Raw genomic sequence first — 17,845 nt, 5'->3', positions numbered from 1 at the left:
AATGGGTCCTCGCTATCAGGGATTCCTTACTGTGTATACAGCCGCATGCAGTGAACGGCACTCACGATATGGCGGTCGGCCGATAGGTTTGCGTGCACAGGTCGAGGAAAGAGGCCATGGACCGCGAGACCGGTCCGGAACGACGATGCGCAACCAGCAGCTGGCGCTTGGCCCAGTCGTTTTCGAGGGGAGCGGCGACCACATCGGTCGGCGTCAGGAGATGCAGGCTGGTGGCCCGCAGAAACCCGATACCGAAGCCGGCCTCGACCATTCTAACGAGCGAGGGAAAGCTCTCCACATTGACGCGTTCGCCCAGCGTGCGGCCTGCGCTTGCCGCTGCCTGGCTCAGCAGCCGGTCGAGCGCGCCGGAATGGTGGATGCCCACCACCTCGTGACCGGCAACCTCTTCGAAGGCGATCGGCTTGGCCGTTCTCAGCCGCTCGGCGACGGGGTGGTCCGGAGCGCTCAGCACATAGACCTGGTCGTCTTCGAAAATGCGCGTGTCGTAACGGCTGAAATCGTTGTTGTCGGCGACGATCGCCAGATCGGCCTGCCCATCGTCAATTGCGAGGAGGGCGCCGGCGGCGTTCATCTCCTGAATGTCGAGCGCGATCGTCGGATAGCGTGCGGCATAATCGGCAAGAAGTTCGGGCAGGCGCCCGGCAAGCGCCGAGCTCGTGCACGCAAGCCGCAAATTACCGCGACGGCCCTCGGCAAAATCCGCCATCGCCGTATCGAGATCGGCGATCTCGCGCAAAATCGTGCGCACGCCTTCGACATAGATGCGGCCGGCGGGCGTCAGTCGGACCCCTTGTGTCGATCGATCGAACAGCGAGACGGCGAGCCGGGCCTCAAGATCGCTGATCCGTCGACTGACGGCCGATGGCGCGATGTTCTGACGATCCGCTGCGCGGCCTATCGATCCGCTTTCGGCGAGCACGATCAAAAGCCGCGCCGTTACCGGGTCGAAAGTCTGCATCGTTATCCCCGCCCTGCTGAACCACTGATCCGCCGGGAGCCGATCGCTGTCGATCGGCCGGCCCGGACGCGATCCAAGCATAGACGGATTCGCGCTGACTGCCACGAAGCGGCCGTTCGCCTAACAGTCTGCGTCTCGGCGAGCGGCCTTCGGCAGGCTCTGCCACATGTCACGACGGGCGCCCACGAGCCGGTTCGTCTCGTAACGACGCACCCCTTCGAAATGATCGGCCAGCGCGTCGAGCGCGCGGGTGAAGAAAGAAGTGATCCGCATTGTCATCTCCATCGCAGGCATTGTCGATGGATGGAGGCTACGCCGATCACGCCAGTCATGGCAGCGCTCGTTAGGCAGGGGGCCATCGCCTTTGGAGATGGCTGGCTAACCGGGCGTTAACCTCTGTCGATACGGCGCTTTTCCAGCCTGCGCACCCAAAGCGGGATGAGAACCGGCGCGGTGATCAGGATGAGCACGACGCGCGCGAGATGATGGAGGCTGACAAAGGCCGGATCGGCATCAAGCGTGATGGCGATCAGGCTCATCTCGGGCAACCCTCCCGGCACGAGCGACAAGAGCCCGATTGCGAAAGGCACTCCGAGCAGCTGCTCGAAAGCGAACGCGAAGCCGCCGGCGAGCGCCATGGAAAAGACCGTCAGAAGCGCTCCCAGGAGAAGCCCCGTCAGAAGAACGCGGCGCGCGATCCCGGCGAAATGCTGGCCGATGACGGAGCCGATGACGATCTGCGCGGCAGCCAGCAAAGCGTCCGGAATGTGTGCGTCGGTGAGGCCCGTGACATGAACGATGGCGCTGAGGATCAGCGGACCGGTGAGATTGCCGGCAGGCAGCCGGATCTTCTTGGCGACGAGGAAGCCGATCACGGCGCAGGCGGTAAGCAGCGCCACATCGAAGAGACTGATGCTAGGAAACCATTGGATGGCGCGACTGACGCCCTCGCCGGCACCGCTGCCGATCAGCCCGAAGATCGCCAGCAAGGTCGGCGTCATCGCGATGAGAACCACGAGACGCGTTCCGTGAACCAGGCTGACGGAACGAACGTCGGCCCCCATGGCCGGGCCGATGATGACCATTTCGCTCAAGCCCCCCGGCATGCCTGCAAAAGCCGCTGTCGCCGGCGTCATGGCGCCGAGACGCCAGCAGACCGCAATGCTGACCAGCGCGACGATCACCACATAAAGCAGCACGCCGAGAAGGCTCGGCCACCAGTCAGGTATGCGCGCCGCGACCTCCGGCGTGAACGCGCTGCCGACCATCAGGCCGATCACGGCGATCATCACCAGGCGCGGTTTGCGGAACGAGCGCATGTCGATCCCGGCGATCGACAGGGGGATCGTCGCGACCATTGCCCCCAGTAGCCAGCCGAGCGGAATGCCGAGCCGGTAGCCGCAATAACCACCGATCGTGCCGACGGCCAGCGTGCGCAGGCGGATAAGGAAACCGCGCATCCCCTCCGGCCCTGAACCGTTCTTCTTCGGTGGCAGCGAATCGGGCGAAGGCGTCCGCTCTGCCGGGGACGCACTTTCATCGTGCGTATTACCGTATTGGGTCATTGCCGATCGCATTCGAATTGTCGATTGATGGTGGATGGCGGGATTTCAGAATCTTTTGTACACAGCCGCATACGAAATGCCTAACCGCGATGCGGCATTGCGGCAACTTTTCAGTGCGGGCGGGAAAGCCTAGGACGAAGGCGCGATGATAGAGAACCGAACTGAAGATTTGAGCAAGACGCGCGGCCAGAACGCTTATCGAGCCATTTTGGCGGCGATCCGCGACGGGCATTACAAGCCCGGCGACCCGTTGCGCGAAGAAGAAGTCGCGATGCGGATCGGGGTCAGCCGTACGCCGGTGCGCGAAGCGCTCGGCCGTCTCCAGGAAAAGGGCCTGCTCGAAGCCGCTCCCGGTCGCGGTGTCGCCGTCGCGGTCCTGTCCATGCAACAGATCTTCGAGCTCTACGCCATGCGTCAGGAGATGGAGGGCCTTGTGGCCCGCTTTGCCGCGCAGCACGCGACAGAGGCGGAAATCGCCAATCTGGAACGGCTGAACGAGCAGTTCCTGAAGGCGGAGGGCACGCCCAAGCTCGCCGCTCTGGTCAACCGCCAGTTCCATGCCCGCCTCTACGACGCGGCGCGAAATCGCTATCTCCGTCAGGCCGTCGAGGATCTACAGGAAACGATCGCGCTTCTGCCGGAAACCACCTTCGTCCAGGAAGGCCGCACCGCGATTGCCCATGGCGAGCACAAGGAACTGATCGATGCGATCCGCGCCCGCGACACGCTGAAGGCGGAAGCCGCGGGCATCAATCACATCCGCAAGGCTCTGGAGACGCGCCTCGCCATTACCGACCATGAAGAGGCCGTCGGCGTTTTCAGGCCGGCCAGATAGCAGGATCGCTGCCAAGCGGTACAGGTCCGCATTGGAACTCGGCTGGACGCCCGCCGATCTTCAAGGGCGGGCGCACTGCACGCACCGTTCCGAACGAGGTCTCATGCGTCGCGATCAAATCCGCGACCTCTGTAGAGCTTGGGTTCGACGCAGGCACAGCATTGTCGTCACCGAGCCGATCGCGCCATTCCCACATCCATTGCGCCGTCGTCGCCAGCGAAAGGTCTACCGCAAAGCTGCCCCCCTCCTCTGCGCGCCGAATGAGCGCCGCCATCGCGCCGAAGGCAGCCAGATAGCCCGTCAGGTAATCGAGCGGCTGACACGGCAATAAGGTCGGCCGATCGGCCCCGGCCTCGAGCGTCATGCCCATGGTTGCCTGCACGAGACTGTCATAGCCGCGCCGGAAGCTCCAAGGACCGGCATGCGAGAAAGCCGACAGCGAGACATGCACGAGCTGGGGATTGGCCTGCTGCAGAGCTGCCCGATCCAACCCTCGGCCCGCGAATGCCTCCGGCCGATAAGCATCGAGCAGGACGTCTGCGCCCATGGCAAGGTGCGCGAGTTCGGCGCGACCGGCATCGCGACCCAGATCGATCTCGCATGCATACTTGCCGAAGCCCGTGTCGATCACGAGGGATTCAATGGATGGCAGACCCGGGCCGGAGACGAGAAGCACGGTGCCGCCATGTTCGGCAAACGTCCGTCCTGCCATCGGCCCGGCAATGACGCGCGACAGATCGAGCATGCGCAGGCCCGAGAGCGGCTTCTGTATCGCACCGGAGTGACCGGTCGGCCACTTAGCGGGATCGGCTTGCCCTTGGCGTGCTACTTGTAGGACCGGCAACGTCCGAACAGCCGCCGCCTGCTCCGTCGCTTCCCAACCGCTGCGCTCACGAACCCGTGCCGCACAGAGATTGCGGCTGATCGCTTCAGCCTCGAGTTCCGCCGCATCCCATTGGCGGACCGCGGCCCGTATGGCATCCGGATCGTTGTCGACCCCGAGCAGGTCGAGCAAACCCTGCCGAAGATGTGCGAAATTCCCGTGCAGGAACGCCCAATCCCCATTCGCCGCCTCGTAGAGCCCGGTGAACGGATCGCGGAACTTGGCGTTCTTTCCCCCGACCTCCAGATAGCTGGAACTCGCCATGGCGATTTCGGCGGAGCGCGTGTCCATCTCCACCGACAGCTTTTCGCCGGTGCGCCTCTCATGAATATGGGACGCCGCGAGGCCGACGGCCGCAAGCGTCGCCGTCGCGATCGGAGCGATCGGCCATGCGGTCGCAAGCACCTTGTCGCGCTCCGTGATCGTCAGACGATCGAGCGGTAAATCCTCAAGACCAGCCATGGCGAACAGGTCGTCGAGGATTGCGTGGACGCCATCGGTCACGCCGCTCATCGCACCGATCCTCGCGGCACCGCGACTTCGCCCTGCATCAGGCGCCGTGCTGTGCGGAACACCGTCGCATTCTGGGCGTGCCACCCGCCATCGCGATTCGAAACGCGCGCCCCGACGCTGACCAGTCCCGACGGATTGCCGACGCGGATTTCCTCGCCCTGGTGGTCTGGACGCAGTGCCTGCTCAGCGAGCGTACCTTCGATGCGGGCGGCGACGCCGACGCACATGGCGCCCGTCAGCGTAACCGCGCGGTGCGCCTGCTCCATAGAGATCATGCGCACCGCGATGTCGTGCGTGTTCTCGTCGAGTGACTGGCCATCGAGCGTCGCGAAGCGGGATGGTGTTGCGACCATCGCGATCTTCGGATTGGCAAGGCCGATCGATGCAGCGTCCGCACCCAACCCCATGAGCACCCCGCCCTCGCGCCGGATCGCGTCGAGCAACGCCATGAGAGGTTTATTGGCTTCGATCGCATCGGGAAGTTCGCTGCCCGTCATGCCGCAATCGGCGGCACGGATGAAGACGACCGGATTGCTCGCATCCACCAGCGAGACCGCATAGGATCGGCCCTCGACCACGACATGATCGACGACATTGCCGCTCGGCAGCAAACCCGACGTGACGGTGCCGCCCGGATCGAGGAAATCGAGCGCGATGCGTGCGCCTGTCCCGGCAACACCTGCAATCACGAAGTCGCCCTCGACCACGGCCCGCCCGTCGCGCACCGGAAAGCGCGCGTGGATTATCTTCTTGGTGTTGACCTGGTGAATGCGCACCAGCGCTTCACCGTCCTCGACCGAGACCAGCCCCTCATCGACTGCGAAAGGGCCTATGACGGAGGAGAGATTTCCGCAATTGGCGCCCCAGTCGACGACCGGGCGATCGACTGCGATCTGCGCGAAGAAATAGTCGACATCGGCGTCGGGATGGGTCGGTGGCCCGATGATCGCCGCCTTGGAGAGTGAGGACACGCCGCCGCCCATGCCGTTGAGCTGGCGCTTGTAGGGATCGGGGCTGCCGAGCACGGCAAGCAGCATCTCCTCGAGCGCCGTACGATCCTGCGGAACGTCGGCTCGGTGAAAGAACACGCCCTTGCTGCTGCCTCCCCGGTAGAATGCGGCGCGAACGAATGTTTGAGACATGGATCCCCTCCCTAGTCATGGCCGTTACGAGGCCAGCAGATGCACTCCGCGTACGAAATAAAAGAAGCCGATCGCGGTTACGATCCAGCGCGTCCAAGCCCGGAAATTGGCGTCGGTCAATCGCTGCAAGATGCCGTTGCCGGCTTTCGTGCCAAGAATGGCGATCGGCGCGGCGATGGCGATTGCGAGCCACTCCGACCCTGAAAGCACGAATGTGGTGCTGGCGTAGAACGCGACCTTCAGGCCATGCGAAATCACCTGGATGGCCGACTTGGTCGCGATGATGACGCGGCGATCCATCATCGTGCGAATGAAGAAGATGTCGATCGTCGGACCCGATGCGCCCACGCCGATCGAAAGGCCGCCGGCGATCAGCCCGCAGGCCAGCGCGTGATGCCGCTTTGAGGCATCGAGCGCGAACCAGGAATTCGGCACCCAGACGAGGATCGGCAACAGCCCGATGACGATCGAGACGATCGCGAGTTCCGGCGTGTAGCTGACCAGCAGGAACAGCAACGCCGCAATCAGGAGCCCGATGGAAACCGTTCCGACGATCCGCCAGTCGATCCAGCTGCGCGAAAACCAGGCACGCGACCCGTTCGCCACGAGTTGGATGACGCCGTGAACCGCGATCGCCGTGCCGACAGGCAGAAGAAAGAACAGAATCCAGAGAAGGATCAGCCCGCCTGCCATGCCGAATATGCCGGAGAGCAGCGCGGTGAGGAACACCGCGACCACCATTCCGACGGCGACGAACGCGCTCACGCCGGCGCGACCCGATCAGGCCGCGAGCGTCTGCGTCGCGAACTGCGCCGCCCCGTAGCCTGCACGCCGTCCGAAAACGGCGCCCGAGGTGAGGCCCGAACCGCCCGGATAGCCTTCGTAGAAGACACCCCCGACCATTTCACCGCAAGCATAGAGCCCCGGAATGTCTCTGCCGTTTTCATGGACGACGCCCCCGTGGTCGCTCACCTTCAAGCCGCCATATGTGAAGGTGATACCGCCGGTAACCGGATAGGCCTTGAACGGGCCCGTGTCGATCTTCTGCGCCCAGTTGGATTTCGGCAGCGACAGACCCTTGGTGTTCTTGCCGTCCTTGATGGTCGGATCGAAGGCCACGTCGGCGTTCACGGCAGCGTTGTAGTCGGCGAGCGTCTTGCGCACTGCGTCCTTGTCGTCGATTCCGTCGAGTTTCTCGATCAATACATCCAGCGTGTCCGCCTCGACATAATGGGCGTCGGAGAAGCGGTATTCTTCGTAAAGCAGGTGATCGACCTTGCTGTCGAAGATCTGCCAGGCGAAATGGCCCGGCTGTTCGAGCACCGCGCGGCCGAACTGGGCGTAGGTGTAGTTGCGGAAATCCTTGCCCTCGTCGACGAAGCGGTCGCCCTTCGCATTCACCATCACGCCGAGGAAATAGCAGATCTTGCGATAGTTCTTGCGCTGCTCGTGCGGAATATCGAGGTTGCCGTATTCCGGCATGTGAAGATCCATCGGCGTCGCATGGCAACCGTCATAGAGACCGTAAGCCTGGGCGCCGAGCTTGAACGCCATCTCCAGGCCGATGCCCTCGTTGTGCGGTGTTCCGCGAACCTTCGCCTTGGCCCAGTCCGCGCCGATGTATTTTTCGCGTAGCTTGGCGTTGGATTCAAAGCCGCCGCAGCCGAGCACCACGGCGCGCGCCTCGATGTCCGCCGTCTCGCCGGAGCCGCGGCGCGTCTTCACGCCCGCAACGCGACCGTCCTTCACGATCAGGTCGACTGCCGCGCAATCATAACGGATTTCGCCGCCCATCGCCTTGAAGGCGCGCATTTCTGCCTCGACCAGCCCGACGCCTTCGTGCTCGGCGGCGAGCGTCAGCCCGCCCCAGAAGATGTACTTGCCGTCCTTCTCGAAGGTCTGGCGCGAATAGATCGGTTCGAATTTGACGTTGTTGTCCGCCAGCCAGCGCATCGTCTCGTAGCTCTTGCCGATCAGGTCGCGCTGCTCCACCGAGAGTGGGCGGCCGCCATTGAAGCCGAGAAGATCCGCTCCGAATTTCTCCGCCGTGTACTGGCCGAACTCGGTGTTCGGAATGCGCGGATCGTCCGGATTCTGGAGAAGCGGGATCAGGTCGTCATTGCCGTTGTAGACGAAGCGCATCGCACCAGCGGTGTATTTGGAATTGCCGCCGGCCAGATCCTCGGTCGCCTTTTCGATGATCAGGACGCGAGAGCCCTTTTCCTTGGCTGCAATGGCGGCGCAGAGCGCGGCACTGCCTGAACCTATAACGACGACATCCCATACTTCGGACATGATGTTCTCCTGGCTTCGCTTGGACCCGGTGGCCACTTCAGTCTTTGTATACATTTGTATTCTGAATTTGCAACCGGACGAACGCCGTCGTCCGGTACGCGTTTCAACGCAGTCCGATCAGATCGCGTCGACCACGAGCTGCGTGAAGGCCCGCGTTCCCAACGGCCCGCCAAGATCGCCGGTGCAGCGCGCGGGATCAGACAACACGTCGTCGATCACGGCCTCGATCCGATCGGCGGCTTCGACAAAACGCTCGCCACCCTTCCGCTCGCCGTACCAGCGCAGAAGCATCGCGGCCGAGAGGATCATCGATGTCGGATTGGCTTTGTCTTGCCCGGCGATGCTGGGGGCGGAACCATGCTGGGCCTGCGCCGCGCACAGATCTTCATTGGCGTTCACCGAGCCGGCGAGGCCGAGACTGCCGGAAAGTTCGGACGCAAGATCGGAGAGAATGTCGCTGTAGAAATTGGTCGAGCAGATGACGTCATAGACCGACGCGTCGCGCACGAGCAGCGCCGCCATGGCGTCGATCAGCACCTCTTCCAGTTCGACTTCAGGAAACTCGGCGGCGACCTTGCGGACTTCCTTGAGGAACAGGCCGTCCGTCAGCACGAAGGCATTTGCCTTGTGCACTGCCGTCACCTTCTTGCGCCGCTTCACGGCAAGTTCGAAGGATGCGCGCGCGATGCGCTCGATCGCCTTCGACGTGACCTTGCGCATCGAAATGGCGACGTCTTCGGTGGGCATGAACTCGCCGGTGCCGGCCACCATGTTCCGGTCCGGATACATGCCCTCGGTCGATTCCCGCATGATCACGAGATCCATGTCGGTACCACGATGCTTCACGCCGGTGCGCGTGCGCGCCGGACGGATGTTGGCGAAGAGATCGAGCTTGACGCGAAACGCCGCCGAGACGTTGACGCCACCCTTGTCGCGCGGCGGGTAGTCCAGGTGCGAAATCGGGCCGAGCAACACGCCGTCCATCGTCCGCGCCAGCGGCAGGATGTCGTCGGGCAAGGTCGTGCCCTGCGTCTCGTAGGTGGCAAAGCCCATCTCGCGATGGGTATAGTCGAGGTCGAGACCAAACTTGCGGTCTGCTGCATCGAGAACATCCGTGCTCGCGCGCACGATTTCCGGGCCGATGCCATCGCCCGGCAGAACGAGAATCTTCATGCTATCTCCTGGGGACGTGCCGGCCGAACGAAGGCTTCACGTGGCTTGGCACGGCACTGATCGTCGAATGGGAAACGGCCGTCCGCCCGCGGAGGCGAGAAGACGGCCGCTGATTGTCAGGCTGCGCCCTGGAGTTCGGCTTCGCCGCCGGCTTCTGCCTGCAGCACTGCCGCCTGGACGTAGACTTCGCCGGCCATCAGCTTGCGCGCGGTGCGCAACAGGCCGCCCTTGACGATGTCGATGCCGTTTTCCGTGTCGCGCGTTTCAAGCGTCACATCGAGCACGCCCGAGGGATGCTCGATCACGATGAGGCGGTCATGGCCTTCCGGGCGGACGGCAAGTCCGTCGGAAACCGAACCTTCGAGAACTGCGCACGACGACACGCAGAGACCGCCGGTAACGGCGAAGGCAGCGTGCGTGTTGTGCGGGACGAAATAGCGGGCCGCGATCGTGCCGCCATCCTTGGGCTTGGCCAGCATGGCAGCTTTTGGGACGACCTTGTCGGCCACATCGCCGAGCCCCATGCGCCGGCCCGCCTCGCGTCGCATGGCCTCCATGCGGGCGAAGAAGTCCTTGTCCGCATCGAGTTCCTTTTTCGTCTCGTAGCCCGTCTTGCCCAGATCGGCCGCGCGGAACAGCATCATCGGAACGGCGACATCGATGAGTGTGACGGTCACGCCGTCGATCTCTTCCGTCAGCTTGCCGGTTGGCAGCAGCCCACTGGTCTTGGAACCGACGATGTCCATGAAGTTGAGGCGGACAGGTGCGGATGTGCCGGGAGCACCGCTGATCGCAGCGTCGCCGTCATAGACCACGGCGCCATCGCCGGTCTGCACGATCGACTCGATGCGGCTTTGCGTGTTCTCGTCGAAGATCACGACGCTCGTCGTGTTGCCGGCCACCGGAACCATGCCGCTCTCGATGGCGAAAGGTCCGACGCCCGACAGCATGTTGCCGCAGGACGGGCTGGTGTCGACGATCGCCTTGTCGACGGAAACCTGCGCGAACAGATAATCGACATCGACCCCTTCCCTCTTCGACGGGCCGACGATCGCGACCTTGCTGGTCAACGTGTCCGCACCGCCGATGCCGTCGATCTGGCGTGCATCCGGAGAACCCATCGCCGCCAGAAGAACGCGATCGCGCGTGGCGATATCCGCAGGCAGATCGGACGCCTTGAAATAGGGGCCCTTCGATGTGCCGCCGCGCATCAGGATGCAGGGAATTGCGACTTGCTTTGTCATGAGTGAACCTTTCGGAGAATGCGCGAGTTTCGCATGCGATTGTATACTGAAATTCGGGATATGGAAAACCGCCCCGGAAAAGCTCCCGGAGCGGCTGATGCTTTGGCTAGCGGAAAGGCCAGACCAGGCTGTCGTAGAAGTATTCCTGCAGCAGACCGTAAGGCATCTGCATGTTCAGGGCCCAGGTCAGGACCATGATCATCGCGGCGGCCCCGGCGGTCAGCAACGCGGAGTTCAGCCAGCTCGTCTTTGCGACGACACGGGTGAAGGTCATGAAGAAGACGATCAGGGCCAGGAAGTAGCCGAGAAGGCCGATCAAGGCGACGAAGCCAACGAGCCAGAACACGAACCGCCACGGTCCGCCATCTGTCATGTTGGCGTCCATATCGAAGTTCGCCGACCCGCCCGCAACCGCTCCGCCGCCGGCGATGGTCTTCTGAGCACGCAGTTGGGGCAGTCCTACCACGAGACAGGCGATCAGGCCGACGACCGCAACCGACATCGGGAACACCTTGTCGAGGAACGAGGCCAATTCCCAGGAGTCGACGAAGGCGTAGATGAAGAGCGCTCCGACCACCACCGTGAAGACGATCTGCGGCATGAGGTTCTTCGCTTGGGCTTGCTCGGCATCCCCTTCCGAGCTGATGCTCGCGGCTGCGGCATCGCCGGGACGCTTGCGCGTACCGAACCACACCGAGAGAACCGTCAGCACACCGATGGCCAGCGCCAGCGGACGCAGCGGGAAGCCGTAGCCGTAGAACTGCACCGCCTGGTAGAAATAGGTTTCGACCTGGGTGGCGAGCACGAAGCCGATAAGGAACGCAGGGCGTGGCCAGCCGAAGCGCTTCAGGAAGATGCCGATGAGGCCGATCGCCAAAAGCGCCAACATGTCGTTGAAGGACCGTGTTGCCTGAAAGGCACCGAAGGAAATGACGACGATCATGAAGGGCGCAAAGATCGTGTACTTGATCGTGGTCAGCTTCGCGACCCAGGGCGACAGAACGATGCAGAGCGCGGTGCCGACGACGTTGGCGATCGCGAGCGTCCAGATGATCGTGTAGGTCAGATCCAGATCGCGCGCTGGGTCGGCCATGGCCGGTCCCGGCTGCAAGCCGATCAGGATCATGGCGGCGAGGAAGATCGCCATAGAGCCGGAGCCCGGAATGCCGAAGAGCAGTGTCGGGATCAGGGCACCACCGGCGCAGGCATTGTTGGCCGATTCCGGTGCGATCACGCCGCGAATGTCGCCCTGCCCGAATTCCGTCTTGCCCTTGGTCGTCTGCACGGCATGACCATAGGCCAGCCAGTCGACGACGCTGCCGCCGAGACCCGGGATCATCCCGATCAGCGCACCGAGGCCGGAACAGCGCAAAGCCAGCCAGCGGCTGTTCCACGTATCGCGGACACCCTGGAACCAGCCCGAGCCGAGCTTGCCGGTCGACGAAATGCTCTGGTTGGATCGCAGAAGATCGACGATCTCGGGAAGGGCGAAGATGCCCAGGCCAACGATGACCAGTTCGAGGCCGCTGATCAGATAGAGCGAATCGAAGGACATGCGCTCACCACCGGCGGCAGGCGCCGTACCGATCGTGCCGAGAATGAGGCCGAGCGCACAGGCAGCCAGGCCCTTGCCGAGATTCGATCCCGACAGGACCCCGACCATCGACAGGCCGAAGATCGCGAGCATGAAAAGCTCAGCCGAACTGAACGACAGGATCAGCGGTCGCGCAATCAGGACGACGCCGGTCAGCGCGATCGCGCCGAACATGCCGCCCACCATCGATGCCGAGAAGGCTGCAGACAGCGCGCGCGCCGCCTCGCCCTTCTTGGCGAGCGGGAAACCGTCGAGCACGGTCGCCTGCGATGCGGACGAACCCGGAATGCCCATCAGGATCGACGAGAACGTGTCCGATGTCGGCAAGATCGCCAACAGACCGATCATCATCGCCACGGCCGACGTCGGGTCCATGCCGTAGATGAACGGAAGCAGCAACGACATGCCGGCGATACCGCCGAGCGCCGGCAGGATGCCGACCACGAGACCGAGCACCACGCCGATCGTCATGAACATGAGATGCTGGGCAGTCAGCAAGGTGGCGAAAGAACTGAGAAATGTCTCAAGCATGATGGAAGCGTCCCGCTGCTGGCGAAGTTGCTGCGGATCGGCGCGTTGCAAGGCAACACGAAGCGATTTCCGCAGAGGCCAGGATCAGATCAGCCCGAAAGATCGGGAAACGAGAGGTGTCGGAGCGCGCGGGGACTGTGCCTGCGCGCTCCGTATCGGTATTGCCTTAGAGCTGGACCTGATATTCCGACATCAGGAACTCGCGAACCCATTCGCGTGCTTCCGGATCGATCGTGGTCGCAACCTCGTAGAGCGTCTGAACGCCATCGCCGACGGCCTGGTCGTATTCGCCCAGGATCTCGCCTTTCGCAGCCTGCAGATCAGGATCGGCAGCTGCATCGGCGAATGCCTGGCGATAGGCGGCAACGATGTTCTCCGGTGTGCCTTCCGGCAGCATAGCCGGCTTCTGCGCGGCGAAGCCCGAGCCGAAGAATGCCATGTAAGCATCGAATTCGACGCTGTCCGGGATGGCGCCAGTCGCCATTTCGAGCGCTTCGACGAAGTGCGGCAGATCCGGGAAGGTCGGGTCGCGCTGGACGTTGCCTTCCGTGTCGAGAACGCCCCACGAGAAGATCGGGACGGCGGTGCCGGCTTCCACGAGCGGCTCCACATTGGTGAGATAGGCCGACGAGGTCTGATAGTCGATCGTGGCTTCGCCGCGCTCGAAGGCGAGACGGCCGTCGCCACGACCGGTCATGCCGAAGACGTGACGCACGTTGAGACCGAGCAGGCGGAACGCGAGCAGCGGCACGAGGTCGAGCGACGTGGCACCCTGGCTGGCATAAACCAGTTCCTGGTCGCCGAGCTTGGACAGTTCCGATGCGTCGGCAACCTCTAGGCTTGCCGGCAGATAAGCAACGCCGCCTGTCGGCGAGACGAGCACGGGGATCAGTTTGGCGTAGTCGTAACGCACGCGCGTGTCACCGAGCAGGAACGGAAACTGGGTCGAGCCCGAGGTGCCGAGTAGTGCAAGACCATCGGGACGGGCGCGCGCAACGAATTCGTTGGTGCCCGTGATGGAGCCGCCGCCGGGAACGTTGCGAACGATGACGTTCGGCTGACCCGGCAGATGCTTGGCCAGGTAAGGCGCCATGAAGCGCGCCCAGACGTCGGAGCCGCCGCCCTCGGAGAAGGGGATCCACCACTCGATGGTTTCACCAGCGAAATCCACGGCGTCCTGCGCGAATGCCTTCGGCAAACCGAAGCCAGCAGCCGCGATGGTGGCTGCGCTGGCAGCCAGGAACTTACGACGATCGATACGGGTCATGCTTTTCCTCCCAAATCTCATGGTAAAGTCTTCATCGTATACAAAGGTACACATGAATTAGGCGTAGGGTGAACACGTCGCGCCTCGCCTGTAAAGTCTCTAAAGGCGCCTCCAACGCCTTTGGCGCTCGTGATTTCGGCAAAATGCCTGAAAACACGGCATTTGATGCGGTTACCGCGCCAATTGATGCATCAATTGCATCAGTGATCTCTTTGTCTGCACGTTGTGTATCGCTACCATTGATATGTCATATGCAAAAAGTTGGACAGTTGATCTGAAATGCACATCAATTGCGACACGCTCGACTTGCGCTCCTTCATCGCCGTCATGGAGCTCGGCAATTTTCACAGGGCTGCCGAAGCGCTGAATGTCTCGCAGCCGGCGCTCTCCCGTCGCATCCAAAAACTGGAGGAAACGATCGGGGCACAGCTTTTCGAGCGAACAACGCGCAGTGTCGCGCCGACGGCGGTCGGGCGCGAAATGCTGCCATTGGTAAGGCGGCTTTTGGACGAGTTCGACCAGTCCCTGTTCTCGTTTCGCGATGTCGGCCTGCGCCGCGGGGGTTTGGTCACGATCGCCTGCCTGCCGACGGCGGCCTTCTACTTCCTGCCAGCCGTCATCCGCCGCTTTGCAGCGGAGTTTCCGCAGATCCGCTTCCGGATCATGGACCTGAGCGCAAATGACGGGCTGACGGCCGTATCACGCGGAGAGGTTGAGTTCGGGATCAACCTCATGGGCGCATCGAGCGCGGATCTGGAGTTTACGCCACTGGTCGAGGATCCGTTCGTTCTCGCTGCGCGGCGCGACCATCCACTGGCAGCGCAATCGGTCGTGCGCTGGACCGACCTGCCGCCCCACCGTCTGATCACGGTCAGTCGATCGAGCGGCAACCGCACGCTGCTCGACGCAGCGCTTGCGAAGGCCGACGTGCAACTGTCCTTCACCTACGAAACGACACATCTGTCGACGTCGCTCGGCCTCGTCGAGGCGGGCCTTGGTGTTTCCGTTCTCCCCCGCATGGCCACCCCGCAAGGCGATCATCCCATCATCAGCGTCCAGCCTCTGCAGGATCCGGAGGTGTCCCGAACCATCGGGATTGTACGTCGGCGCGGAGCCTCCCTTGCGCCCGCAGCCCAGCATTTCCTGGACATGCTGATGCTCCATTGGAAGCAGGGCCTCACCAGGAGCTGACTTAAAACTGCGCAGAACGCGGGTCAGGAACGCGAGCATCTCAGCGTCGGACTCTTCCGCTTAATGCTGTTGGAAGTTCTAGCGGACAGGAATGCATACCCCCATGCATTGCAGGCTCGGGTGAGCTAGTATTCGCCATACCGATCCCCAGGGGCAATCACCGCACGATGGTCCGCAGGCAGAACTTTCGCGCGCTTGAAGCCTTCGAGGCGGTATCGCGTCACTCGTCCGTTTCGGCTGCAGCTCTCGAATTGGGCGTGACCCAGAGCGCGATAAGCCACCAACTCAGGCTGCTGTCGGAAATCGTAGGAGAGCGCCTTCTGCAGAAGCAGGGGCGCGGCATCATCCTGACGGAAGCCGGGAGCCGGCTTGCCCGCAAGTTGCAGCCAGCATTTGCAGATATCGAGCGCTCGGTTGGCGAGGCCATCGGTGGGTCGCGCGAAACGGTGAGGCTCGCAGTATGCACCAGCTTCGGGCCGGGATGGCTGGTGCCGCGGCTTCCGAACTTCTATGCAGGCAAGCCTTCCTTCGACCTGCAGCTTTGCATGTATGCGCGCGATCCGGAAATGACCGACGCCGTCGCCGATGCATTCGTGACGACGCTGCCGGCGGAAAAAGGCTTCTACGCCTTTCTACTCTGGCCGGAAAAGCTGGTGCCCATCGCCTCCCCCGCAGCCGACAGGAGCCGCCTGGCGTTCATAACCACCGACCTTCAGCCGGGCCGCCAGGGCGCCGATTGGAAAACCTTCGGCCGCGTCATGGACTGTGCGCTTGCGCCTCCATCCGACGAGCGGTGGATCTTCGCCTCCCATTACCTGATTGCACTGGAACTGGCGAAGGCCGGACTTGGCGCGGCGCTCGTTCCTGACTTTCTCGCGGCCCCGGAGATCGAAGGAGGTGGCCTTGCGCTGCTGGACGCGAACACGCTTCCAACGCAGCAGGACTACTATCTTTGCGTCAAGGAAAGCCGGCGCGGCGAACCGGCACTCGACGCGCTTATCCGCTGGTTCAAGGCGCAGGTTCGAAAACAGGCGACCTGATCAATCGCCTAATCGCCAGATCAGCCTCTCCAACGCCACCGCGATGCATGAGTTCTGCTTGCAGGACCGCGCATAAATTTCATTCGTCCTTTGCGTGCTCTCGGGCTCAAACTCGCCTCCGGTTTTTCTCCTGTCGGGCATGAGGCAATCCGATGCGATGGGTGCTGATCCTGGTTCTCAGCGTCATGGTCTCCCTTTCGGGCGCACCGAATAATTGGCACTTCCATTCCGCAAGCGCTCAGGAACGGACGGAGCGCATCAGCTTTGCGTCGGGCCGCAGCTCCCAAACGGTGCGCGGCCAGATCGTCGGTTACGATGGCATCGACTATCTCATTCGAGTGAGCGGCGGACAGCGGCTTGCTGCTGAGATGCGGACCGACAACCGATCCAGCTATTTCAACATCCTGCCCTTCGGCGCGGACGAGGCCCTTTTCATCGGATCTTCGCAAGGCGACTTCGCCGACGTCATCGTACCGAAGTCGGGCGATTACGTTATCCGGGTCTACCTCATGCGCAACGCAGCGCGACGCGACGAGGTCGCGAATTTTTCGCTGGACGTCGAAGTCACGGGCGGCCGGGTGGACGCCGTCGCGCCCGATTTCGCTGACGGTCTCTCCGGTGGTCCCGACTTCTGGGCGGTCGCCAATGTGCCGAATGGTGACAGGTTGAACATCCGCGCCGAGCCGACAACCCTTTCGCCGACGATTGCCCAGTTGCGCAACGGAACGGTGCTTCGAAACCTCGGCTGCCGAATGAATGGACGCACGCGATGGTGTCGGGTGGAGCGGCCCGACGGGAACCTGTCAGGCTGGGCTTCAGGCCGCTTTCTGGTCGAAGCCGGAGGTTGAATGTTGAAGCGGTCGATTGATCCGCACTTAGAGATTTTCAGGGAGAACGGGTACCATGAAAGCAGGCAGTTTTCTTGCATTGGCCGGAGCACTCGTCGTCTGCGGCTGAACCGGCGACACGAGCAGCAACCCGCCGCTTGCGGCAACACCGGCATTGATGGACCAGAGCGTTCCCCAGATTGCACGCGACGCTTGCCTTCGCGAGGTACAGCGCACCACCAACAACCCCGATCAGATCATCACCGAGATGCTCTATTCCGAGGCCAATTCTCAAGTGACAATCGGCGTGGGCCCCGACCGGGCCCCTTGGCAATGCACCGTCTCCAATTCGGGCATCGTCGCACGGGTGATGTCGATGACCAACGAAGGCCCGCTCTGAAAAGCAGCATTCATATGCCCCATGGATTCCCATCAAGGAGAGAAAGCATGACCCGCATGATCAGTGCCTTGGCTGTTACCGGTTCGATCGTCGCTGCAGGCACGGCCCATGCCGCGATACCACTTTTGAACGCCACATGTCCGGGCAGCATCGAAGTCCATGCCGACCAGGGTGGCCCGGTCTACATCAACGGCACCGAAGCCAAGCTGAACGTCTTCAACGCCGAATATTATGAAGCCTCGCATGATCACGTGACCATATCGATCATGATCTCTCCCGATGGCACACCCAGCCTCTCCTACACCGCGCGCGGTGGCGTAAACGGGGTCTGCACCCTGAGGTGAGCGACATCACGCGGCGACCGCC

17 protein-coding genes are annotated in these 17,845 nt (G+C 62.7%); 6 read left to right on the top strand and 11 right to left on the bottom strand.

Going from position 1 to position 17,845, the window contains the following annotated elements; all coding sequences use genetic code 11:
* Positions 1-61 precede the first annotated feature (61 nt).
* The 3 genes from GC125_RS03485 to GC125_RS03480 all read right to left on the bottom strand — a co-directional run bounded on the left by GC125_RS03485 (position 62) and on the right by GC125_RS03480 (position 2,439).
* Entirely contained in the window at positions 62-979 is a 918-nt protein-coding gene (locus GC125_RS03485) for a LysR family transcriptional regulator (RefSeq protein ID WP_199864423.1), read from the bottom strand.
* A gap of 120 nt (positions 980-1,099) precedes the next feature.
* Positions 1,100-1,252, bottom strand: a complete 153-nt coding sequence (locus GC125_RS19910; RefSeq protein WP_199864422.1) for a hypothetical protein — start codon at positions 1,250-1,252, stop codon at positions 1,100-1,102.
* A 116-nt stretch (positions 1,253-1,368) separates the two neighbouring features.
* Entirely contained in the window at positions 1,369-2,439 is a 1,071-nt protein-coding gene (locus GC125_RS03480) for an AbrB family transcriptional regulator (protein WP_199864421.1), read from the bottom strand.
* A gap of 274 nt (positions 2,440-2,713) precedes the next feature.
* Between GC125_RS03480 and GC125_RS03475 the strand changes: the two genes are divergently transcribed.
* Entirely contained in the window at positions 2,714-3,379 is a 666-nt protein-coding gene (locus tag GC125_RS03475) for a GntR family transcriptional regulator (protein ID WP_286165347.1), read from the top strand.
* Here GC125_RS03475 and GC125_RS03470 read toward each other — a convergent pair.
* The 8 genes from GC125_RS03470 to GC125_RS03435 all read right to left on the bottom strand — a co-directional run bounded on the left by GC125_RS03470 (position 3,363) and on the right by GC125_RS03435 (position 14,021).
* A complete protein-coding gene (locus tag GC125_RS03470; RefSeq protein ID WP_151984058.1) occupies positions 3,363-4,775 on the bottom strand; it encodes a CoA transferase in 1,413 nt (470 codons plus the stop codon). The genes GC125_RS03475 and GC125_RS03470 overlap by 17 nt on opposite strands.
* Entirely contained in the window at positions 4,772-5,917 is a 1,146-nt protein-coding gene (locus GC125_RS03465) for a 2-methylaconitate cis-trans isomerase PrpF family protein (RefSeq protein ID WP_151984057.1), read from the bottom strand. The genes GC125_RS03470 and GC125_RS03465 overlap by 4 nt, the downstream gene beginning before the upstream one ends.
* A gap of 24 nt (positions 5,918-5,941) precedes the next feature.
* Positions 5,942-6,682: a TSUP family transporter gene (locus tag GC125_RS03460; RefSeq protein WP_151984056.1), complete on the bottom strand. Its 741-nt coding sequence runs from the start codon at positions 6,680-6,682 to the stop codon at positions 5,942-5,944.
* Between the two features lie 15 nt (positions 6,683-6,697).
* Positions 6,698-8,212, bottom strand: coding sequence for an FAD-dependent tricarballylate dehydrogenase TcuA (tcuA, locus tag GC125_RS03455; protein WP_151984055.1), 1,515 nt, complete (start codon positions 8,210-8,212; stop codon positions 6,698-6,700).
* A gap of 117 nt (positions 8,213-8,329) precedes the next feature.
* Positions 8,330-9,385 (bottom strand): isocitrate/isopropylmalate dehydrogenase family protein, encoded by a 1,056-nt coding sequence (locus GC125_RS03450; RefSeq protein WP_151984054.1) that lies wholly within the window; start codon positions 9,383-9,385, stop codon positions 8,330-8,332.
* Between the two features lie 116 nt (positions 9,386-9,501).
* Positions 9,502-10,629 (bottom strand): 4-oxalomesaconate tautomerase, encoded by a 1,128-nt coding sequence (locus tag GC125_RS03445; RefSeq protein WP_151984053.1) that lies wholly within the window; start codon positions 10,627-10,629, stop codon positions 9,502-9,504.
* A 106-nt stretch (positions 10,630-10,735) separates the two neighbouring features.
* Positions 10,736-12,754: a tripartite tricarboxylate transporter permease gene (locus GC125_RS03440; protein ID WP_151984052.1), complete on the bottom strand. Its 2,019-nt coding sequence runs from the start codon at positions 12,752-12,754 to the stop codon at positions 10,736-10,738.
* 166 nt (positions 12,755-12,920) lie between these two features.
* Positions 12,921-14,021, bottom strand: a complete 1,101-nt coding sequence (locus GC125_RS03435) for a Bug family tripartite tricarboxylate transporter substrate binding protein (protein WP_151984051.1) — start codon at positions 14,019-14,021, stop codon at positions 12,921-12,923.
* A 279-nt stretch (positions 14,022-14,300) separates the two neighbouring features.
* On the opposite strand from GC125_RS03435, the gene GC125_RS03430 reads away from it, so the two are divergent.
* The 5 genes from GC125_RS03430 (at position 14,301) to GC125_RS03410 (ending at position 17,823) form a co-directional block, all read left to right on the top strand.
* Positions 14,301-15,212 (top strand): LysR family transcriptional regulator, encoded by a 912-nt coding sequence (locus GC125_RS03430; protein WP_151984050.1) that lies wholly within the window; start codon positions 14,301-14,303, stop codon positions 15,210-15,212.
* A gap of 167 nt (positions 15,213-15,379) precedes the next feature.
* Positions 15,380-16,252 (top strand): LysR family transcriptional regulator, encoded by an 873-nt coding sequence (locus GC125_RS03425; protein ID WP_151984049.1) that lies wholly within the window; start codon positions 15,380-15,382, stop codon positions 16,250-16,252.
* A gap of 152 nt (positions 16,253-16,404) precedes the next feature.
* Entirely contained in the window at positions 16,405-17,100 is a 696-nt protein-coding gene (locus GC125_RS03420) for an SH3 domain-containing protein (RefSeq protein ID WP_151984048.1), read from the top strand.
* A 157-nt stretch (positions 17,101-17,257) separates the two neighbouring features.
* Positions 17,258-17,479 carry a hypothetical protein gene (locus GC125_RS03415; protein WP_199864420.1) on the top strand — a complete coding sequence of 74 codons (222 nt, stop codon included), beginning with the start codon at positions 17,258-17,260 and terminating at the stop codon, positions 17,477-17,479.
* 47 nt (positions 17,480-17,526) lie between these two features.
* Positions 17,527-17,823 (top strand): hypothetical protein, encoded by a 297-nt coding sequence (locus GC125_RS03410; protein WP_151984047.1) that lies wholly within the window; start codon positions 17,527-17,529, stop codon positions 17,821-17,823.
* Positions 17,824-17,845: the final 22 nt, after the last annotated feature.

Source organism: Rhizobium sp. EC-SD404, from assembly GCF_902498825.1.
Lineage (GTDB): Bacteria > Pseudomonadota > Alphaproteobacteria > Rhizobiales > Rhizobiaceae > Georhizobium.
Note: the sequence above shows the minus strand (reverse complement) of the source record. Positions and strands in the feature narration are given on the sequence as shown.